The organism is Mesorhizobium sp. M0587, assembly GCF_040320945.1.
Lineage (GTDB): Bacteria > Pseudomonadota > Alphaproteobacteria > Rhizobiales > Rhizobiaceae > Mesorhizobium.
In genome coordinates this window covers 18402-36127 of the sequence record NZ_JAMYQP010000048.1, presented here as the reverse complement: position 1 = coordinate 36127, position 17726 = coordinate 18402, and the positions used below count along the sequence as shown (strand labels likewise).

The window sequence follows — 17726 nt, the reverse complement described above, 5'->3', positions numbered from 1 at the left end:
ACGGCAAGCCAGGCCCCAAGGTCATGCGCATCGGCCTCGCCGAATTCCACGCCATCAAATACGGCGCCAACCTCGGACTGCAATATGTGTGAATCCGATAGGTCACTATACGGGGAGAAGTGCCCGGTCCACCCTCCGCAGCTGCAGCGCAGCTGCTGCGGAGGACGGGCAGGGCGATGAGGGGCGGCGCGGACCTCGACTATGTTGGGCGCCTCCCCTTGCGCCAATTCGTCTTTGGTGGCTGATTACGGCGGGGCGTCACGGGGGTGGGCATGGCGACGGCGAAGCACGTACTGAAGCGCATCCTGATGATGCTTGCCGGCTATCTTCTTGCCGTGCTGGTCGGCCTGTTCGGCGTGGTGGCGATCTATGCCGCGCTGAGTTCCCTGCCCAACGCGCCGGCGTATTTCGACGTCATGGGCGTCACGCCTATCGCGGCGCTGGTGGTGCCGCCGCTAGGCATGTTCATCTATTTCCTGACGATCGTGGTGACCGGGTCGCAGACGCTGGTCTTCGCGCTGATCGCCGAGTTCTTCTCGCTGCGCAACGCGCTGATGCACATGGTCTTCGGCGCGGCTGCCGCCGCTGGCGGTTTTTTCCTGATCTGGCCGAGTTCGGCGCAGGACATCGATCCCGAACGCTGGGCCGATATCGGCATCATCGCCGCCGCCGGCCTTGTCGCCGGGCTTGTCTATTGGCTGATCGCCGGCCGCGACGCCGGCTTTCGGCGCCCGCTGCTGGAACGCTAGGTCTTTGGTTTTGCGCAATTCCGGACGGAAAACCGTTTCACACTTTTCCTGGAATTGCTTTCGATCAGCTCGACGGCGAGCGCACCGCCTCGGTGGCGTCCAGCGCCTGCTTCAGCCGGGAATCGCGGTCGTAGACGTCGTTGAAATATTCGACCTTGCCCGACATGTCGGGCCATGCGGTGAAATAGGCGACGTAGACAGGGATCTTGCGCGTGACATTCTCGCTGGAATGGCCCTGCTTCAGCTTCTCGGCGACATAGTCGACCGAGGTGCCGAGCACCGCCGCGGCCATGCCGCGCGGATCCTGCAGACGCACGCAGCCATGGCTGAGCGCCCGCATGTCGCGCTCGAAGAACGACTTCTGCGGCGTGTCGTGCATGTAGATCGCGTGCTTGTTGGGGAACAGTATTTTCAGCTCGCCAAGCGCGTTGGCCTCGCTCGGCTGCTGGCGCACGCTGTAAGGAATGTTCGCGCCATAGGCGCCCCAGTTGACGGCCGATGACGGGATGCGCTTGCCGCGCGAATCGGTCACCTCATAGCCGGCGCGGTCGAGATAACCGGGATCGCCGCGCAATCTGGGCAGCATTTCGTTGACGATGATCGACTGCGGCACGCCCCAATAGGGATGAAAGTCGACCTGCTCGATCTGGTCGTAGAAGAACGCGGTCTGGTTGGTGGTCCGGCCGATGACGGCACGCGTCTTCAGCTTTTCCTCGCCATTGTCGATATAGCTCGCGGTGAAAGCCGGCTGGTTGATGAAGACGCGCGGGCTGCCGAGATCGGAAGGCAGCCAGCGCAGTTCCTCCAGCGCCACCTGCACCTTGAGCAGCCTGTCGGCCTTCGACGTTCCCGCCAGCGATGCGACGGTGCGCGGCCCGATGACGCCGTCGCCCTTCATGCCCGCCTTCTGCTGCACCGCCTCGATGACCGGCACCAGGTCGGGAACATAGACCTCGCTGGTGGCCAGCCTGGACAGGACCTCGCCATAGGCGCCGCCCATCTCGTCATCGAGATTGCGCGCGATCAAGGTCAACAGCTTCGGCAGTTCGGGGCTGGTCTCGCCGGGCTTCAGCAGCAGCTTGGGATCGACGACGATCTCGTTCTCGGCGCTCGCCTGCAGGGATTCCAGTTCGACGCGCAGCGCCTGGTATTCCGGATTCTGCGGGTGGCGCGATTCGAGATAGGTGCGCACCTGCTGGGTATGGGCCAGCGTTTTCAGCACACCCTCCAGGTCGAGCGGCTTGGCCGGAAAATCATAGTAGCCGGTCATGCGATTGGGCTCGACACGGCCGCTCTGGGCATCATGGGCGTAGCGCAGGACACGCGCCGACAGCGCCATTTCGAAACGGACAAGCGCCTTCAGCCGTTCGGCCTCGTCGGCCGTCGAGGCGCCGGCGGCGGGCACGTCGACCGTATAGTCGGCCGGCGCCAGGCCATAGCTCGCGGCCTCGCCCAGCACCCGCACCGCGTCCTGGGCACGGTTGTTGGGGGTGGTTCCGCTCACCCAGATGAAGTCGGGATTGGCCGAGTAATAGGCGATCAGCGCCTTGGCGATCTCCGGCTCGGCGTAGAGTTCATAGTCGCCAAGCCCGGCGACGGCGTCGTGGAAGGCCGCGCCCGTGGCCGAGGGGACAAAAGCGGCGTCTTGCGGCGTGGCCGGCTGCGGGACGGCCGCCAGCGCCGAGAAGTCGACCCGCGTCAGCCGGTCGGCCTTGTAGGTGTAATAGGAGGGGCTGCTGATCTTCACACCGCCGCCGGCCGAGACTTTCGGCTGTGGTTTGTGTGGCGGCGGAGGCGGAAACTCGCCTTGCGGCGCATGCCTGACGCCGCCCCCGAAAAGCATGTCGAAGAGCCCCTGGGCGCCTGCCTGAGGCGTGCCGAACGCAAGTGTCGCCGTAATAGCCATCAGCGGCACCACGGTCGCTTTGTTGCCGAGGAATTTCATGGACCACCCGCTCCGGCCGCAACCGGTTTCCGTTCCGAACGCTAGACCGTCTCGCCCACCGCATGGCGGATGTAAGACGCGACTATACCGATTCATACCGATTTCGTTAAGCTTTCATAAATTTGGGAAAGCCTGTTGCAGAACAGTTTCACAACATCGTGACGCCGGAGCGGCGGGTGTTTCCGCTCCGGCCTGGAAATGCGATCGGTATCAGGCGTTTGCGCCACCATCGATCGTTAGCGCCGTGCCGGTGACGAAACGGCCTTCCGGGCCTGCGAGCCAGGCCACCATGCCGGCGATCTCCTCTGCCTTGCCGAAGCGCGGCGTTGCCATTTTCCGCCGCTGGTGTTCGGCGTGCGGGCCGTCCTTCGGGTTCATGTCGGTATCGGTCGAGCCTGGATGAACGACATTGGCGGTGATGCCGCGCGGGCCAAGATCGCGCGCCAGTGCCTTGGTCAGGCCGACCAGGGCCGCCTTGCTGGCCGAATAGGCGCCGAGGCTGGTGTCGGTGACCCGCTCGGCGAGATTGCTGCCGATCGAGATGATTCGACCGCCCTCGCCCATATGCCTCGCCGCCGCCTTCGAGGCGACGAACGGGGCTCTGAGGTTGACCGACATGGTGTCGTCGAAATCGGCAAGCGACAGCGTATCGATGGGTGCAGCGCGCCAGATACCGGCGCTGTTGACCAGGATGTCCAGCCGGCCGAATGCGGCCGCGGCTTCGTCGACGGCCTTGTCTATGGCTGCGGCGTCGCGATTGTCGGCCCTGATGGCGATGGCGCGGCCACCCTTGGCCTCGATCTCGGCGACGACCGAGCGGGCCTGTTCCTCGCCTTGCACATAAGTCAGCGCGACGTCGGCGCCGTCGGCCGCGAGCCTGCGCGCGATCGCTGCCCCGATGCCGCGGCTGCCGCCGGTGACGAGCGCCGCCTTGCCGTTCAATTTGGTGGAAGACATTGGATTCTCCATTATGTAATGATCGATACATAAATATCTGGCAGGCTTGCCCATTCGCGTCAATCCAATTATGTATCGATCACCACAGAAAAGAACGCCCTTACCTGAAAAACGCCATGTCTGAAAGAGGCCGTCCCCGCACCTTCGATCGAACCGCTGCCTTGCGGCGGGCGATGGAGGTGTTTTGGGCCAAGGGCTATGAGGGCGCCTCGATGAGCGACCTCGCCACGGCGATGGGCATCAACTCGCCCAGCCTTTATGCCGCCTATGGCAGCAAGGAGGCGCTGTTCCTCGAGGCGACGGACCTCTATTCGCAAATAGAGGGCGCGGACATCTGGCAGGCGCTGGAGGAGGCGCCGACCGCGCGCCTTGGCATCGAGCGTTTCTTGCGCCGGACCGCGAAGGCCTATTCGCAGACCGATCGGCCGCAGGGCTGCCTGATTACGCTCGGCGCATTGCACCAGGATTCGAGCCGCGGCGCCATCTGCGACGACCTGCGCCGCCGCCGCGCCGAGAACCAGAAGGCCCTGCGGAGGCGCCTCGATCGCGGTGTCGCCGAAGGCGAATTGCCGGTGGACTTCGACAGCCGCGCCGCAGCGATCTTCTTCGCCACGGTTCAGCACGGCATGTCGATCCAGGCACGCGACGGCGCATCGCGCGCCGCGCTGATGGCGACCGTGGCTGGCGCGATGGCCGCCTGGCAGACCATGGCGGCCACCGACAAGCCGTGACAAACGCCGTCAGTTATGCTCGAAATTCGACCTGCCTGCAGAACCGTGCGGCCGGGAGGGACGAGTGAAAAAGGGTTATCGCGAACTGCTGGATGAGGCGAACGCCGAGATCGAGGTGGTTTCGCCGGAGGAAGCGGCAGGCCTGCTTGAAGACGAAGGCACGATCTTCGTCGACCTGCGCGACCCGCGCGAGGTGGAGCGCGACGGCAGGATTCCCGGCGCCGAGCATGTCACCCGGGGCATGCTGGAATTCTGGATCGATCCCGAAAGTCCCTATCACAAGCCGTTCTTCGCCTCGGGAAAGAGCTTTGTGTTCTTCTGTGCCGGCGGCTGGCGCTCGGCGCTGGCCACCAAGACGGCGCAGGATATGGGGCTGTCGCCGGTCAAACACATCCTTGGCGGCTACACCGCCTGGAAAGCCGCCGGATTGCCGGTCGAGCTCGGCGAGAAGAAGAAATAGCTTCGACCGCAGCTCAATGCAGCGGCGTCGGCTCCCGATGCTCCGCGACGAAGCCGACGGCGCGTTCGACGACCCCCTTGTCCGCCAGGATGCGGCGATGGCCGAGCCCGTCGGCCCAGTGGAGCCGCACATGGCCGCCGGCCCCGGCATAGCGCGTTGCATGATCGGCTGACACTTCGCGGTCATCCGGTGCGTGGATGACCAGTGTCGGCACCAGCGCGTGGGCGAGCTGGCGGTCGCCGGTGAACTCGTGCAGCGGCCGGCCGGAAAGATGCTCGACACGGTCCGCCATGGCGACTTGCGAGCGCGGGCCTACATTGAGCATGCGGCTGAAATCGGCGAAGATGGCCGGCAGCGAACTGGGCGCGGCAATCAGCACCAGACGTCCGGCCGCCAGCGGCGGGATGTTCTTGACCGAACCCGCAATGGCATTGGCGGCAACGGCGCCGCCGAAGGAATGGCCGACCGCCGCCGCGAAGGGACCGAACCATTCGCCGGCAACCCGCACCGCGTCCACGGCATTGACCATATTCAGCCGCCGCCCCTGCGACTGGCCGTGGCCGGGAAGGTCGAGCGAGGCGACCCTGTAGCCGGCCGCGCGATAGCCTTCGATCAACGCACGCATATATTCGGTGCGCGAACGCCAGCCATGCACGACGAGAACCGTGCCGGCCGCCGCCCTGCCCGGCTCCGGCCGGAATTCGTGCACCGTGACGCAACCGGTGGCGGTCTTCAGCCGATGATGACGCGCCTCCGCCATGAACTCCGCCGCGCGGTCGACGGCACGGCGTTCGCCGTCCGTCAGCGCCTTGGCGTTCGGCGTGCGGCAGAACAATTCGAAAGCCGCGCGCCCGGTGAGGCGCGGCGCGATATGTTCGGCCGCACCAAACACCCCCCGGATGACCTTCAGTCCGAATGATGCCATAGTGAGAATCCATCCATACGTTCAAGCATGAACATAATAGTTCAAAGATGAACAATAAACAAGAGTTACCTTGGGACAACCCGCGGTTTCGCAACTGGGTCGCGGTGGCGCGCGCCTGCCATGTGCTGGAGCGCACGCTGGCGGTGAAGCTTGCGCCGCTCGACCTGAAGCCGGCGCAGCTCGACGTGCTGATGAATCTCTACCGCCACCCCGGCATGTCGCAGCACGACCTTGCCCGAAAGCTGCTCGTCGGCCGCTCCAACGTCACCATGCTCTTGCCGCAGTTGGAGGCACGCGGCCTGCTGCGGCGCGAGGGCGACGAGAAGGACAAGCGCATCCTGCGGCTGGCCCTCACCGAAGCCGGCGAGGCGCTGCTGATGCAGGCGCTGAAAGTGCATATGGCGCTGATCGAAAAGGCGATGAGCCAGTCGACGCCGGAGCAATGCGACATGATCGGCGAGCAGATGCGCAAGACCTACGAAGTGCTGAAAGAGGCGTGACGGCCCGTTCGCCTACCACATCGTCTTCTTGGCTCGCTCGGGCCATTCCTTGTCGTAGGTCTCGCCGTCGATGGCCTTGCGGCTGGTGATTTCCAGGATTTGTCCGGGCGTCGGCAGCGATTTCGGGTCGAGATGCCTGGCCGGGTTCCAAAGCTCGGAGCGAACGATGGCGCGGGCGCACTGGAAATAGACCGAATCGACCTCGATGACGGTGACCGAGCGCGCCGGCTTGCCGTCCACCGTGAATGACGCACAGAGCGCCGTATCCGTGGTGATGTGGGCGCGGCCATTGATGCGCAGCGTCGTGCCGGAGCCCGGCACCAGGAACAGCAGCCCGACGCGCGGATCCCGGATGATGTTCTTCAGCGAATCGGCGCGGTTGTTGCCGCGCCGGTCCGGCATCATCAGCGTTTTCGGATCGTGGATGCGCACGAAGCCGGCGAGATCGCCGCGCGGCGAACAGTCCAGCCCCTCCGGCCCGCTGGTCGCCAGCGCAACGAAGGGCGAAGCCTCGATGAAGGCGGCATATTCGGGGATGACATGGTCAAGTTCCTTGACCAGCGAGGCTTCGCCGGGAACGCCATAGAGCGCCTCGAGCTGCTCGACCGTGGTAATGACGGACATCTTTCGTCTCCAAACCTTTGCCGGCGCTACTCCAGCTGTGTGACGCCTTCACGACACCGTCATGCCTACGGCTAGCGATCCCGGCTCAGGCCCTTTTCCGCGAGCTCGGCCAGATAGGCGTTCCAGCGCTCCTCCTTCTCGTGGCCGAGCGTATGCAGATAATTCCAGGTGAAAATGCCGGTGTCGTGGAAATCGTCGAAGGTGATGCGCACCGCATAGTTGCCGACCGGCTCGATCTTCAGGATGGCGACGTTGCGCTTGCCGGGAACCGTCACCCGCTGGTCGGGCGAATGGCCCTGCACCTCGGCCGACGGCGAGGCGACGCGCAACAGCTCCGCCGGCAATTCGAACGGCTGATGGCCGGGAAAGGTGACGGAAAGCAGCTTGCGGTCTTTCGAGACGCGGAGTTCCTTCGGTGCGGTCATGGCGCTTGATCCCGTGGCAATCCCCTTCCCCTACGCTGCTTCGCCAGAGGGGAAAAGATAGTTTGAGGTGAGCCGACATGCGATGTCGGCTGGAGAATGTTACCAAGGACCGCGAAACGGTATCTTGAACCGCGAGCCGGATCGTATCACATAGCGATATATAACGACGCCGTTCACGGCCACGGAAAGTGCTTGAAGCATGGACATGATCGACCCTTTCGGTCGCACGATCAGTTATCTCAGGGTGTCGGTCACCGACCGCTGCGATTTCCGTTGCACCTATTGCATGGCCGAGGACATGGCCTTCCTGCCGAAGAAGGACCTGCTGTCGCTGGAAGAACTCGACCGGCTGTGCAGCGTCTTCATCGAAAAAGGCGTCAGGAAACTGCGCCTCACCGGCGGCGAGCCGCTGGTCCGCAAGAACATCATGCATCTGGTGCGCCAGCTGTCGCGGCATCTCGAAAGCGGCGCGCTGGAAGAACTGACGCTGACCACCAACGGCTCGCAGCTTTCGCGCTTCGCCGCCGAACTCGCCGATTGCGGGGTCAAGCGCATTAACGTCTCGCTCGACACGCTCGATGCCGACAAATTCCACAAGATCACCCGCTGGGGCCATCTCGGCAAGGTCATGGAGGGTATCGACGCCGCCCAGGCGGCGGGGCTGAAGGTCAAGCTCAACGCGGTGGCGCTGAAGGACTTCAACGACGCCGAACTGCCCGAAATGATGCGCTGGGCGCATGGCCGCGGCATGGACCTGACCGTCATCGAAACCATGCCGATGGGCGAGATCGACGCCGACCGCACCGACCAGTACCTGCCGCTGTCGCTGCTGCGTGCCTCGCTTGAACGCCAGTTCACCCTGACCGACATTCCCTTCAAGACCGGCGGCCCGGCGCGTTACGTCGAGGTCGCCGAGACCGGCGGCCGGCTCGGCTTCATCACGCCGATGACGCATAATTTCTGCGAAAGCTGCAACCGCGTCCGCCTGACCTGCACCGGCACGCTCTATATGTGCCTCGGCCAGGAGGACGCCGCCGACCTGCGTGCGCCGTTGCGCGCGTCCGAAGGCAACGAACTGGTCGCCGACGCAATAGACGAGGCCATCGGCCGCAAGCCGAAGGGCCACGACTTCATCATCGACCGCCGCACCAGCCGCCCCTCAGTGTCACGGCACATGAGCGTCACCGGCGGCTGATTTTTTTGCGGATCTGGTGCAGTATCGCTTCCACTGGCTTGGAGGCGAGACATGCGGCATTGTTCATTGCTGGCGGTTGTCATCACTATCGCAGCGACCAATGCGGTCGCCGCTCCCTTCACCTACACCAACCAGCGCTTCGGCACCGTCTGCACCTTTCCGGACGATGTCTTCACCGATCGCCAGCCCGAGCCGGACAATGGCGACGGACAGCAATGGCTGAGTGCCGACGGCGCCAGCCTGATCTGCTCCGGCATCCTCAACATCGACGACGACACGCCGAAAGGCTTTGTCGCTGATGAGAAAGCCAGCAACGAGCCCGGCTACAAGGTCACTTACGGCAAAGCCGGCAAAAACTGGGCGGTGCTGTCGGGTCTGAAGGATGGCAAGGTCTTTTACGAGCGGCGCCTGTTCGGCCGGGATGGCATCATCCGCACCGTCTGGATCGATTACCCGCCGGCCCTGAGGTCGAAATACGATCCGCTGGTCGGTGCCATCGCCGGCAGTCTCAAGGGCCCATGAACATTTGGGGCCATCTGCATTTCGGGCCCATGAACATTTCGGCCACAGCGCGAACAAATCTTTATCCCTCGACGTGCCCTGATTTACCGGCGGTGTTTTCCCGCCTAGCCTCCATTTCGTAGCGGTCTTTCGCTCCAGGGGGATACATCATGCGCAAACTTCTTCTCTCTTTCGCATTGCTCGGCCTCGCCGCGCTGCCCGCGGCTGCCCAGTCGATCGGCGGCGCCTATACCGTCGCCGGCACCAATTTCGACGGTTCCTCCTATGACGGCGAAGCCACCATCACGCTGACCAGCGGCACCACCTGCACGATCCACTGGGAGACGGGCGGTTCTTCTTCCGACGGCATCTGCATGCGCAACGACGATGCCTTCTCCGCAGGCTACGTCATGGACAAGGACATCGGCCTCGTCGTCTACAAGGTGGAGGACGACGGTTCCCTGCATGGCCTGTGGACGATCGCCGACAAGGAGGGCAACGGCACCGAGGTGCTGACGCCGAAGAAATAGATTTTTGCTGGCGGCTGTATAGGTTGCGGGGGGCGGAGCCGCCTCCCGGCAAGCTCCGCGGCGCCTGGTACAGTCCTTTACGGTTGCTGTCTGATGCCGGGCTGCTACAGGCTCGCTGCAAAGCAACCGGTAGATGTCTTGCCCCTTTCCCCGAATCTTCGCGGCGCGTTGTTCATGGCGGTGGCCATGGCCGGCTTCACCCTCAACGACGCCCTCACCAAATACTCGTCGCAGTCGATGAACATGGCGCAGGTCATGCTGGTGAGAGGAGCATTCGCCTCGCTCTTCGTCGGCTTGCTCGCCTGGCAGCGCGGCGCGCTTGTCCGACCGCGTTCCATGCTGCAGCCGCTGGTGGCGCTGCGCGTCATTGGCGAGGCCGGCGCCACCGTGTCATTCCTCGTGGCGCTTGCCCATCTGCCGATCGCCAGCGTCTCGGCCGTACTTCAGGCGCTGCCGCTGGCGGTGACGATGGGAGCGGCACTTGTCTTCGGCGAAGCGGTCGGCTGGCGCCGCTGGCTGGCGATCGCCACCGGCTTTGCCGGCGTGATGGTCATTGTGCGGCCAGGCTTCGACGGGTTCAGCGTGTATTCCCTCGTGGCGCTGGCCAGCGTCGCCTGCTGCGCGGTGCGCGACCTGGCCACCAAGCGCATCCCTCAAGCCATCCCGACAATGCTGGTTTCGACCGCCACCTCGCTCGCCATGACCGTCGTCGGCGCGGCGCTGCTGTCGCCGATGGGCGGCTGGACGCCGATGACGGCGCAAAGCACGGTGCTGCTGGCGCTGGCTGCGGTGCTCGTGCTCATCGGCTATCAATTCATCATCATGGCGATGCGGTCGGGCGAAATCTCATTCATCGCGCCGTTCCGCTACACGGCGCTGATCTGGTCCATCCTGCTCGGCTTGCTGGTTTTCGGCGATTTACCAGATATGCCAATGATCGTCGGCGCCACGATCGTCGTCGGCTCGGGTCTCTACGCACTCTATCGCGAGCGAGTCGTCGGCCGGCGAAGGATCGTTGCCGAAAGTACCGGACCTGCGATGGCGCCGGATGGAATTTAGCCGGGTCTTGTGATTTCCGACGACAGGCGTACAGGCTCGATGCATGAAGCGCGACATTGCGGGGATCATACTGGCTGGCGGCCAGTCAAAACGGATGGGCGGCGGCGACAAGAGCCTGCTGCCGCTTGGCAGCGGGTGCGTGCTTGACCAGGTCCTGTCGCGCTTTGGCTCGCAGATCGAATCCCTGGCGCTCAGCGCCAACGGCGACCCGGCGCGGTTTTCCCGTTTCGGACTGCCGGTGCTTGCCGACACTGTCGAAGGCTTTGCCGGCCCGCTTGCCGGAATCCTGACCGGCCTGGAATGGGCCGTTGCCGGCATGTCTTGCAAGACGATCGTCACCGCGGCCGGCGACACGCCTTTCCTGCCGCTGGATCTTGTCGGCCGGCTGGACGAGGCAGCCGGTCGACATCCCGGATCCATCGCGATTGCTTGTTCGGCCGGCAGGCGGCACCCGACCTTCGCGCTATGGCCGACGGGCTGCCGCGACGGCCTGCGGCATTTCCTGGTCGAGGAAGACAACAGGCGGGTTTCGGCCTTTATCGAGCGCAACGGGTTCGTCGAAGTGGATTTTCCGGTTGGACAATCCGCGGGCCGGCCGGTCGATCCCTTCTTCAACATCAACGTGCCGGACGATCTTGCCCAGGCCGCTCGCTTGTTGCAGGGCATGACGCCATGAACAGACCTATCTTCGGCATCACCGGCTGGAAAAATTCCGGCAAGACCACACTGACCGAGAAGCTGGTCGCGGAACTCGTGCGGCGCGGCTGGAAGGTCTCGACGGTCAAACACGCCCATCATGATTTCGACATCGATAAGCCGGGGGCGGACAGCTTCCGCCATCGGCAGGCCGGCGCCACCGAGGTCGCGATCGTGTCCGGCAACCGCTGGGCGCTGATGCACGAACTGCGCGGCGAGGACGAGCCGCCGCTGGACGCCATTCTCGCGCGGCTTGCGCCATGCGACATCGTGCTGGTCGAGGGCTACAAGCGCGAAACCCACCTCAAGATAGAAACCAGGCGGCTGCAGGCCAGGGACAGGACTCCGCTTTCGGCGAATGACGGCAATATTGTCGCCGTCGCAGCCGACTTTACCGTCGACGGCGAGAGCCTGCCGGTGTTCGATCTCGACGACGTGAAATCGATAGCCGACTTCATCGAGCGCGCGACCGGCCTCGTTGCCTAGGAAGTAACGCAACGGCAGGAAGCCATTGCCGATTTTCATGGTTTTGCAGTTGCTTTTTTCTTGGAAAGAGTGGGAGTATCGCGTCAGCGGGCGGTCAAAAGCACCGCCCCACAGAGCCGTTTCGGAACGACGGCCGGGACCGTAAAGAGAGGACTATCATGCGTATTGCACTGCGTATCGCGCTCGCCGCATCGGCCGCGCTGCTGACGCTCGGCGTAGCCCAGGCCCAGGAGAAGACCCTGAGGATCGGTACCGAAGGCGCCTATCCGCCCTTCAACAACCTGACGTCGGACGGCAAGCTCGTCGGCTTCGATATCGACATCGCCCAGGCGCTCTGCGATGAGATGAAGGTCAAGTGCACCTTCGTCGCACAAGATTGGGACGGCATCATTCCAGCCCTCCAGGCTGGCAAGTTCGACGCCATCGTGGCCTCCATGTCGATCACGCCGGAACGCGCCGAGAAGGTCGACTTCACCCACAAATATTACAACACGCCCTCGGCGCTCGCCGTGCCGAAGGACTCGACGCTGAAGGGCGTCACCAAGGAAGACCTCGCCGGCAAGACAGTTGGCGTCGCCACCACCACGACGCATTTCAACTATGCCTCGAAGACCTATACCGACAGCACCATCAAGGGCTATCCGAGCAGCCCCGAGGAACAGGCTGACCTGGCCAATGGCCGCCTCGATGCCATCGAGGACGACATCGTCGTGCTGCAGCAGTGGCTGGATTCGCCTGACGGCGCCTGCTGCAAGATCCTCGGCCAACCCTCGCCGCAACCGGTCGAAATTTTCGGACCCGGCGCTGGTATTGCCGTTCGAAAGGGCGAGACTGATCTCGTCAACAAGTTCAATGCGGCGATCGACGCCATCCGAGCCAACGGAAAATACAAGGAAATCAACGACAAATACTTCAAGTTCGACGTCTACGGCGCCGAGTCCTGATTATCATTGCCAGGGCGGCAGGGGTCCCCTGCCGCCTTGTTCATCTCGGGAGCGCCGTGGGGTAAGACGACTCGATGCCAGCCCAAAGCATATGGACACTGCTCAGTTGGGGACCCGAAGGCTGGAGTGACGACATTGCTTATGGCGCGTTGGTCACCATAGCGCTTGCGCTTGCAACACTGCCGATCGGCCTGACGATCGGCTTTTTCGTAGCCTGGGCCAAGCAGTCCGAAGAACCATCGTTGCGGCTGGCCGCCAACATCTACACCACCATGTTTCGCGGCTTGCCGGAGTTGGTGACGCTTTTCCTGTTCTTCTTCGGCATGCCCATCCTGCTGCAGTACGTCATCCGCCTGTTCAGGCCGGAAGCGACGATCGACGTCGACAGCTTCATCGCCGGCATGATCGTGCTGTCGCTGATCTTCTCGTCCTATACCAGCGAGGTCTTCCTTTCGGCTTTTCGCGCCATTCCCAGCGGTCAGTATGAGGGCGGCTACGCGATCGGGTTGTCCAAATGGCAGACCATGCGCAAGGTGATCCTGCCGCAACTTCTGCGCATCGCCTTTCCCGGCCTTGAGAACTGCTGGCTCAGCCTGCTCAAGGACACCGCCCTGGTCTCGGTCGTCAATCTCGCCGAAACCTTGCGCAATGCCGGCGTGGCGGCCCGTGTCACCAAGCATTCGTTCCTGTTCTACAGCGTCGCGGCGTTGGTCTTTCTCGCGCTCGCCATCCTGTCGTCGATCGCCACCGGGCTCATCTTGCGCTCCCTGGGACGGAGGGAAGCGCGATGAGCTTTACGGACGCAATCGCGGTCGAACGACCGCCGCCGCCGGCGCGCGGCTGGCCGCGGACCCGTATCGCCGGGTACATGCTCGTCGGCCTCTGGATTCTCTTCGGCCTCGGCATTCTTGTCTATCTGGTCTACGCCTGGAACGGTGAATTCTTCGCACGATACGCGCCGGCCTATCTGCAGGGGCTTGGGACGACGCTGGCGCTCGTGATCATTTCGATGATCGCCGGCGCGCTCCTGTCCCTGCCGGTCACCTACGGCCGCATGTCGGATAACCGGCTGTTATCCGGCCTTGCTTATTGCTACGTCTATTTCTTCCGCGGCACGCCGCTGCTCGTCCAAGTCTATCTGGTTTATTACGGTCTGGGCTCTTTCCGGGTGCAGCTCGAATCGATCGGGCTATGGTGGTTCTTCCGCGACGCCTTCAATTGCGGCGCGTTTGCCTTTGCGCTCAACACCGCCGCTTACCAGGCCGAAATTCTGCGCGGCGCCATCGAGAGTGTGCCCAAGGGCCAGTGGGAGGGGGCCGCTTCGCTCGGCCTGCACAAGCTGCAGACGCTGCGCAAGGTCATCCTGCCGCAGGCGATCATTGTGGCCTTGCGGCCCTACGGCAACGAACTCGTCCTGATGATCAAAGCGTCGGCCATCGTCGCCATCATCACCGTCTACGATTTGATGGGCAATGCGAAACTCGCCTATGCCAAATCCTTCGACTTTCAGGCCTATGTCTGGGTCGCCATCGTTTATCTGGTGATGGTCGAGATCCTGCGCCATGGCGTCGAATGGATCGAGCGCCGGATCACCATCCACCTGCACCGCTGACCGGCTTCGCATCGGTCTGCACCAGTCGATGCGCCAGCGCGCACCTTGACGAATCCGCCGCATGGCCTAGACCTTCGGCAACTGAAATCTCTGTTTTCGTCGGAAGGACAAGCCATGGCAACGGTGGCATTTCTCGGTCTTGGCGTCATGGGCTACCCCATGGCCGGACACCTGAAGAAGAAGGGCGGCCACGACGTCACCGTCTACAACCGCACCCGCGCGAAAGCCGAACAATGGGTCGGCCAGCACGGCGGCAGCCTCGCCGCGACGCCCGCACAAGCAGCCGAAGGCAAGGACTTTGTCTTTTCCTGCGTCGGCAATGACGACGATCTGCGGTCGGTAACGACGGGTGCCGAAGGCGCCTTCAGGTCCATGAAGAAAGGCTCGGTGTTCATCGACAACACCACGGCGTCGGCCGAGGTCGCGCGCGAACTGGCGCAAGCCGCGCAGGCCGGCGGGTTTTCGTTTCTGGACGCACCGGTCTCGGGTGGCCAGGCTGGCGCCGAAAACGGCGTGCTGACGGTCATGGTCGGCGGCGAGCAGGAAGCGTTCGACAGAGCCAGGCCGGTTATCGACGCCTTTGCCCGCATGGTCGGCCTGATGGGTCCCGCAGGGTCCGGCCAGCTCACCAAGATGATCAACCAGATCACCATTGCCGGTCTGGTGCAGGGCCTGGCCGAAGGCATCCATTTCGGCAAGAAGGCCGGACTCGACATCGAGAAGGTGATCGAGGTGATTTCCAAGGGGGCCGCCGGCTCCTGGCAGATGGAGAACCGGCACAAGACGATGAACGCCGGAAAATATGATTTCGGCTTCGCCGTCGACTGGATGCGCAAGGATCTCGGCATCTGCCTGGCCGAGGCCGACCGCAATGGCGCCAAGCTGCCGGTGACCGCGCTTATCGACCAGTTCTACAAGGACGTGCAGGCGATGGGCGGCAAGCGCTGGGACACGTCCTCACTACTGGCGCGGCTGGAAAAATAGGGTTTTCGCGGCGATGTCCCTGCCCCTTCCGAGCTGGAGCGCGGACGATGTCGTCGCTCATCTCAAGGCGACCGGCAGCCACGAGAATCGTGCCGGCATGGAACGGTTCGGCATCAACGTCACGACTGCGCTCGGCGTCGGCAATTCCGAATTGCGGCCACTGGCGCGCAAGCTGAAGAAGAACCACCAACGGGCATTGCTGCTGTGGGAGACCGGCATCCGCGAAGCGCGGCTTGTGGCGGCGTTCACCGGCGAGCCGAAGAAGATCACCACCGAACAATGCCGCGGCTGGGCTGGCGACTTCGATTCCTGGGAGGTCGTCGACACTGTCTCGGACTTGTTCGTTGACACGCCATTCTGGCGCGAGCTGGTCGAGGGGTTCGCAGCGGACGAGCGCGAATTCGTCCGCCGCACCGCCTTCGCCATGCTGGCATCGGCGGCAGTGCATTTGAAAAAGGAGCCGGATGCATCGTTCCTGTCTTATCTGCCCTTGATCGAGGCGCATGCGAGTGATCCGCGCAATTTCGTTCGCAAGGCTGTCAATTGGGCGTTGCGGCAGATCGGCAAGCGGTCGATGAGTTTGCATGCCCCTGCTCTTGCCACGGCGCAAAAGCTTGCCAATTCCACAGACAAGACGGCGCGCTGGATCGGCAGGGATGCGATGAAGGAACTATCGGATGCCAGGACGCTCGAACGCCTCGCCGCCAGGAAAGACCGACGAACGTAAAGTCAGCTTCACGGAAGTGACGCGCTCGACACGCGCCGATTTCGAAAACCTGTTCGAGCAGCCGGGCGCACCGAAATATTGCTGGTGCATGGCCTGGCGCCACCTGCCCAGCCGCGAGCATGTCCGGAACGAGGAGAAGAAGCGTGCCATGATGGCGCTTGTCGAAGCCAGCACGCCGGTCGGCATCCTAGCCCATCTTGACGATAAGACCGTCGGCTGGTGCTCGGTTGCACCGCGCGAGACCTACCGCAAGCTTTCCCGGCAGCAGGACGACAGCGAGACCGGCGTGTGGTCGATCGTCTGCTTCTATGTGCCAAGGGCCTTGCGCGGCGGTGGGCTGGCATCCGCACTGCTCGACGCGGCCATCGATCATGCCTTTGCCAAAGGCGCCAGCACGGTCGAGGCCTATCCCGTCGATCAGGCATCGCCGAGCTACAGTTTCATGGGCTTTCACGGCATGTTTGCGGCTCGCGGGTTCCGCGAGACCGGAATGGCGGGTTCCCGCCGGCATGTGATGCGGCTCGATCGTTGACGTCGCTGATAGCGGCGTCTTTACTCGGATCCAAAGGAAGCGGCTAATGATCAACCGTCTCAAATCGACCATGACGCTCGCGGCCGCGTTGTTCGTGTCCACAGCCGCCCATGCTTTGCCCGAGGCCACGCACATACTCTGGAAGGACTTGCGCCCGGCAAGCCAGGCGGCCGCGGAAAACGTCGGGCTGCCGATGATCGCGGCAAAGTTGCCCGATCACGGCGAGACGCTCTCTGCTGGCTTGCAGGACAAGACAATCCAGCTGGCCGGATACGCCTTGCCCGTCGATCGCGACGGCGATCTTGTTTACCAGTTTCTGCTGGTGCCATGGACGGGCGCCTGCAGCCACATGCCGACGCCGCCGCCCAACCAGATCGTTCTCGTCACGCCGGCTCGCCCCTACAAGATGTCGGAAGCCTATCAGCCGGTTGCCGTCACAGGCGCGCTGAAGACGGACATGGAGAAAAGCCAGTTGTTCATTCTCGACGGCGTCAGCGTCATCCAGTCCGGTTACGCCGTCCGCAAGGCTGATGTGATGAGTATCGACAGCGTACCGGACACGATTACGATGCCAGTGAACTCACCATTTCCTCAATAAAAAGAAGAACTAAGCGCGACAACCTTGTGTCAGATCACGCTTAGGCGGCATTGGCGCCCGATTCCTTGTCGAGCACCATGTAATCCAGCGGGATTTCCGTGGTGTACTTGATCTGCTCCATGGCGAAGGACGACGATACGTCGCGGATCTCGATCTTGGCGATCAGCCGCTTGTAGAAGGCGTCGTAGGCGGCGATGTCGGGCACCACGACGCGCAGCAAATAGTCGACATCGCCGCTCATGCGGTAGAATTCGACCACCTCGGGAAATTCCTGGATCACTTCCGAGAACCGCCGCAGCCATTCATGGCTGTGCGAATTGGTGCGGATCGACACAAAGACGGTGACCCGCACATTGACCTTTTCATGGTCGAGAATGGCGACGCGCCGCTTGATGACGCCCTCCTCCTCGAGCTTCTGGATGCGCCGCCAGCACGGCGTCGTCGACAGCCCGACTTTCTTGGCGACATCGGCGACCGCGAGTGTCGCGTCCTCCTGCAAAAGGCGGAGAATTTTTCTATCGAGGCGGTCCATTTTTTGCTCCCGGG

Annotated in this window: 23 protein-coding genes; 17 read left to right on the top strand and 6 right to left on the bottom strand. The window is 63.2% G+C overall.

The features are described 5' to 3' along the window. Positions 1 to 272 precede the first annotated feature (272 nt). Entirely contained in the window at positions 273 to 749 is a 477-nt protein-coding gene (locus NKI49_RS29140; protein WP_352606966.1) for a hypothetical protein, read from the top strand. Between the two features lie 64 nt (positions 750 to 813). Here the strand turns inward: NKI49_RS29140 and NKI49_RS29135 are convergent, their stop codons facing one another. Both NKI49_RS29135 and NKI49_RS29130 read right to left on the bottom strand, forming a co-directional pair. After that, positions 814 to 2694, bottom strand: coding sequence for a L,D-transpeptidase family protein (locus NKI49_RS29135; RefSeq protein WP_352606968.1), 1881 nt, complete (start codon positions 2692 to 2694; stop codon positions 814 to 816). 210 nt (positions 2695 to 2904) lie between these two features. After that, a complete protein-coding gene (locus tag NKI49_RS29130) occupies positions 2905 to 3651 on the bottom strand; it encodes a 3-oxoacyl-ACP reductase family protein (RefSeq protein WP_352606970.1) in 747 nt (248 codons plus the stop codon). Between the two features lie 116 nt (positions 3652 to 3767). On the opposite strand from NKI49_RS29130, the gene NKI49_RS29125 reads away from it, so the two are divergent. Both NKI49_RS29125 and NKI49_RS29120 read left to right on the top strand, forming a co-directional pair. Next, positions 3768 to 4382: a TetR/AcrR family transcriptional regulator gene (locus NKI49_RS29125; protein ID WP_352606972.1), complete on the top strand. Its 615-nt coding sequence runs from the start codon at positions 3768 to 3770 to the stop codon at positions 4380 to 4382. A gap of 64 nt (positions 4383 to 4446) precedes the next feature. Next, positions 4447 to 4842, top strand: a complete 396-nt coding sequence (locus NKI49_RS29120; RefSeq protein WP_352606974.1) for a rhodanese-like domain-containing protein — start codon at positions 4447 to 4449, stop codon at positions 4840 to 4842. A 13-nt stretch (positions 4843 to 4855) separates the two neighbouring features. On the opposite strand, the gene NKI49_RS29115 is transcribed toward NKI49_RS29120, so the two are convergent. Then, a complete protein-coding gene (locus NKI49_RS29115; protein WP_352606976.1) occupies positions 4856 to 5767 on the bottom strand; it encodes an alpha/beta hydrolase in 912 nt (303 codons plus the stop codon). A gap of 47 nt (positions 5768 to 5814) precedes the next feature. Between NKI49_RS29115 and NKI49_RS29110 the strand changes: the two genes are divergently transcribed. After that, the gene (locus tag NKI49_RS29110; protein WP_352606978.1) at positions 5815 to 6267 is read left to right on the top strand and encodes a MarR family winged helix-turn-helix transcriptional regulator; all 453 of its coding nucleotides are present in this window, start codon (positions 5815 to 5817) and stop codon (positions 6265 to 6267) included. A gap of 12 nt (positions 6268 to 6279) precedes the next feature. Here NKI49_RS29110 and NKI49_RS29105 read toward each other — a convergent pair whose 3' ends face one another. Both NKI49_RS29105 and NKI49_RS29100 read right to left on the bottom strand, forming a co-directional pair. Next, positions 6280 to 6891, bottom strand: a complete 612-nt coding sequence (locus tag NKI49_RS29105) for a pyridoxamine 5'-phosphate oxidase family protein (protein WP_352606980.1) — start codon at positions 6889 to 6891, stop codon at positions 6280 to 6282. 71 nt (positions 6892 to 6962) lie between these two features. After that, positions 6963 to 7316 (bottom strand): gamma-butyrobetaine hydroxylase family protein, encoded by a 354-nt coding sequence (locus tag NKI49_RS29100; protein ID WP_352606982.1) that lies wholly within the window; start codon positions 7314 to 7316, stop codon positions 6963 to 6965. A 199-nt stretch (positions 7317 to 7515) separates the two neighbouring features. On the opposite strand from NKI49_RS29100, the gene moaA reads away from it, so the two are divergent. The 13 genes from moaA to NKI49_RS29035 all read left to right on the top strand — a co-directional run bounded on the left by moaA (position 7516) and on the right by NKI49_RS29035 (position 17180). Then, positions 7516 to 8511: a GTP 3',8-cyclase MoaA gene (moaA, locus tag NKI49_RS29095; RefSeq protein ID WP_027025039.1), complete on the top strand. Its 996-nt coding sequence runs from the start codon at positions 7516 to 7518 to the stop codon at positions 8509 to 8511. 51 nt (positions 8512 to 8562) lie between these two features. Next, the gene (locus NKI49_RS29090) at positions 8563 to 9033 is read left to right on the top strand and encodes a hypothetical protein (protein ID WP_352606984.1); all 471 of its coding nucleotides are present in this window, start codon (positions 8563 to 8565) and stop codon (positions 9031 to 9033) included. Positions 9034 to 9182: 149 nt separating this feature from the next. Then, positions 9183 to 9542 (top strand): hypothetical protein, encoded by a 360-nt coding sequence (locus NKI49_RS29085; RefSeq protein ID WP_352606986.1) that lies wholly within the window; start codon positions 9183 to 9185, stop codon positions 9540 to 9542. A gap of 138 nt (positions 9543 to 9680) precedes the next feature. Beyond that, complete coding sequence (locus NKI49_RS29080) at positions 9681 to 10601, top strand: DMT family transporter (protein ID WP_352606988.1); 921 nt, start codon at positions 9681 to 9683, stop codon at positions 10599 to 10601. A 43-nt stretch (positions 10602 to 10644) separates the two neighbouring features. Next, complete coding sequence (mobA, locus tag NKI49_RS29075; protein WP_352606990.1) at positions 10645 to 11277, top strand: molybdenum cofactor guanylyltransferase MobA; 633 nt, start codon at positions 10645 to 10647, stop codon at positions 11275 to 11277. Further along, positions 11274 to 11783, top strand: a complete 510-nt coding sequence (gene mobB / locus NKI49_RS29070; protein WP_352606992.1) for a molybdopterin-guanine dinucleotide biosynthesis protein B — start codon at positions 11274 to 11276, stop codon at positions 11781 to 11783. The genes mobA and mobB overlap by 4 nt, the downstream gene beginning before the upstream one ends. A gap of 158 nt (positions 11784 to 11941) precedes the next feature. Continuing rightward, on the top strand, positions 11942 to 12727 hold the full coding sequence (locus tag NKI49_RS29065) for an ABC transporter substrate-binding protein (protein WP_352606994.1): 786 nt from the start codon (positions 11942 to 11944) through the stop codon (positions 12725 to 12727). A gap of 74 nt (positions 12728 to 12801) precedes the next feature. Beyond that, complete coding sequence (locus NKI49_RS29060; RefSeq protein WP_352606996.1) at positions 12802 to 13518, top strand: ABC transporter permease; 717 nt, start codon at positions 12802 to 12804, stop codon at positions 13516 to 13518. Further along, the gene (locus NKI49_RS29055) at positions 13515 to 14339 is read left to right on the top strand and encodes an ABC transporter permease (protein WP_352606998.1); all 825 of its coding nucleotides are present in this window, start codon (positions 13515 to 13517) and stop codon (positions 14337 to 14339) included. The genes NKI49_RS29060 and NKI49_RS29055 overlap by 4 nt, the downstream gene beginning before the upstream one ends. Before the next feature lie 114 nt (positions 14340 to 14453). After that, positions 14454 to 15323 (top strand): NAD(P)-dependent oxidoreductase, encoded by an 870-nt coding sequence (locus NKI49_RS29050; protein ID WP_352607000.1) that lies wholly within the window; start codon positions 14454 to 14456, stop codon positions 15321 to 15323. 13 nt (positions 15324 to 15336) lie between these two features. Beyond that, entirely contained in the window at positions 15337 to 16050 is a 714-nt protein-coding gene (locus NKI49_RS29045) for a DNA alkylation repair protein (protein ID WP_352607002.1), read from the top strand. Beyond that, positions 16001 to 16582, top strand: a complete 582-nt coding sequence (locus NKI49_RS29040; RefSeq protein WP_352607004.1) for a GNAT family N-acetyltransferase — start codon at positions 16001 to 16003, stop codon at positions 16580 to 16582. Before NKI49_RS29045 ends, NKI49_RS29040 begins: the two co-directional genes overlap by 50 nt. Positions 16583 to 16628: 46 nt before the next feature. Then, complete coding sequence (locus tag NKI49_RS29035; protein ID WP_352607006.1) at positions 16629 to 17180, top strand: DUF3299 domain-containing protein; 552 nt, start codon at positions 16629 to 16631, stop codon at positions 17178 to 17180. A 40-nt stretch (positions 17181 to 17220) separates the two neighbouring features. Here NKI49_RS29035 and NKI49_RS29030 read toward each other — a convergent pair whose 3' ends face one another. Beyond that, positions 17221 to 17712, bottom strand: coding sequence for an Lrp/AsnC family transcriptional regulator (locus tag NKI49_RS29030; RefSeq protein ID WP_006205209.1), 492 nt, complete (start codon positions 17710 to 17712; stop codon positions 17221 to 17223). Positions 17713 to 17726 lie beyond the last annotated feature (14 nt).